This is a genomic window from Bradyrhizobium sp. (genome assembly GCF_049581145.1).
GTDB lineage: Bacteria > Pseudomonadota > Alphaproteobacteria > Rhizobiales > Xanthobacteraceae > Bradyrhizobium.
This window is the reverse complement of the sequence record NZ_JBAURI010000204.1, coordinates 1-1503: the sequence shown is the minus strand read 5'-3', so window position 1 is coordinate 1503 and position 1503 is coordinate 1. Positions and strand designations below refer to the sequence as shown.

Below are 1503 nucleotides of genomic sequence, written 5' to 3'. Positions count from 1 at the left end.
TTCCAAAGGGACTGGGCCCCAAGGAGGCGGCACCTGTGATTTGCGCAGGGATTACGACCTATAAGGGGATCAAAGAGACGGAGGCCAAGCCCGGGGAGTGGATTGCGATCTCGGGCTGCGGCGGCCTCGGGCACCTCGGGATCCAGTACGCCAAGGCGATGGGCCTGCATGTCTGCGGGATTGACGTCGACGACGGGAAGCTCGCCCACGCCAAGCGGCTCGGCGCCGAAATTGTCATTAACGCGAAGATCGGCAATCCAGCAGCCATCTTGAAAAAGGAAATCGGCGGCGGAGCGCATGGCGTATTGATCACGGCGCCGTCCCTCCCGGCCTTCAAACAGGGCGTGGAAATGACTCGAAAGCATGGAATTTGCGTGCTGGTCGGTCTACCCCCGGGAGAATTTCCGCTGCCCCTCTTTGATGTCGTCGCCAACTGCGTCACGGTGCGCGGCTCGTTCGTCGGCACGCGTGAGGACATGGCCGAATGCCTGCAGTTCGCCGCCGAGGGTAGGGTCAAAGCCGACATCGAGATCCAGCCGCTCTCCGCGATCAACACCATTTTCGAACGCCTAGAGAAAGGCGAGGTGCCATCGCGTGTCGTGCTCGACTTTGTTGGCGGCAAAAATCAAAGGGCGTCCGCTCCGCCAACACGAGAAGCGATCCCGGCCTGAGCCAGTTGTGCGGAGCGCCAGTGCATCGGCTCTGACGCTCCGACATCAGTGGCAATATGACCTACAACCGCTTCCGTGCAGACTCTCACATAACGTGGCCTCGGGATGGCACTGTCACGTTGCCGTGCGAAGTGCACGCGCGGACTACGCCTTACGGATTTTTCAGGTCGCCGCTAAGGCTTCGTGCCACGTGCTCATCGCCGCGGTGCGGAGCGCGCGGTGTGTTTGAGCTGACGTGAGATGGCGTTGGACGTTGAAAGTATTGTAGGCGGCGGCTGATGCGAATTCTCGGCCCGATTATTCTTCCATCGCCCGCGGGAGCGTAAGATGCAACGCTTCAAGAGCGCGTGCTCAGCCCAGAAGTTCCTCTCAGTTCCGGAAATAGAGCCAGACCGCCTGGTGAATGATCTCCGGCGGGAACCGATACACCTGGAGTAGCTGATTTTCCTCATGCTCTTCGGCTACCCCGCATTCAAAGCGCCAGCAAGCTGCCTGCGCCGTGACAATGCCCTCGCAGACTATGCCGCGGTGATCATCGCCGCCGACAACCTTGGTGCGACTGGAGGGGCGAGTCCCGACGTCTTCATGCGGGCAGTGACGCGCGCCAGCGAGATCTGCATCGGGATCGCGAGCGCTGGCACCATTCTCGCAGTGACTGATTTCGACGGGGCCCAGCGGCGGCTCGCTGTGTCCGGCGCGTCATCGCACTCGAACCGATGATCGTCACGTCCGCTACCAGTCCCTCACGTTGCAGATAACGGCCCATGATGTTCAGGGCGCTGGCCCCCGCGGCCTGACCTTCAACTGAGCCTACTCGGGAACAATTCTTCTC

2 protein-coding genes and 1 pseudogene are annotated in these 1503 nt (G+C 61.2%); 1 reads left to right on the top strand and 2 read right to left on the bottom strand.

Annotation, left to right across the window (positions count from 1 at the left end):
- Positions 1-671 (top strand): zinc-binding dehydrogenase (locus tag WCB02_RS06775; protein ID WP_423957063.1); only part of this gene is annotated, 671 nt, incomplete at its 5' end.
- Between the two features lie 162 nt (positions 672-833).
- Here the strand turns inward: WCB02_RS06775 and WCB02_RS06770 are convergent.
- Together WCB02_RS06770 and WCB02_RS06765 are read right to left on the bottom strand one after the other, a co-directional pair.
- A pseudogene (locus WCB02_RS06770) lies at positions 834-973 on the bottom strand (IS6 family transposase); the annotation flags it as partial.
- Between the two features lie 216 nt (positions 974-1189).
- Entirely contained in the window at positions 1190-1315 is a 126-nt protein-coding gene (locus WCB02_RS06765) for a hypothetical protein (RefSeq protein WP_423957062.1), read from the bottom strand.
- Between the last annotated feature and the right edge of the window lie 188 nt (positions 1316-1503).

What these genes read in the sequence shown, in the direction of transcription:
- WCB02_RS06765 (WP_423957062.1), bottom strand. Translation starts at nt 1,315, where the DNA reads ATGGTGCCAGCGCTCGCGATCCCGATGCAGATCTCGCTGGCGCGCGTC.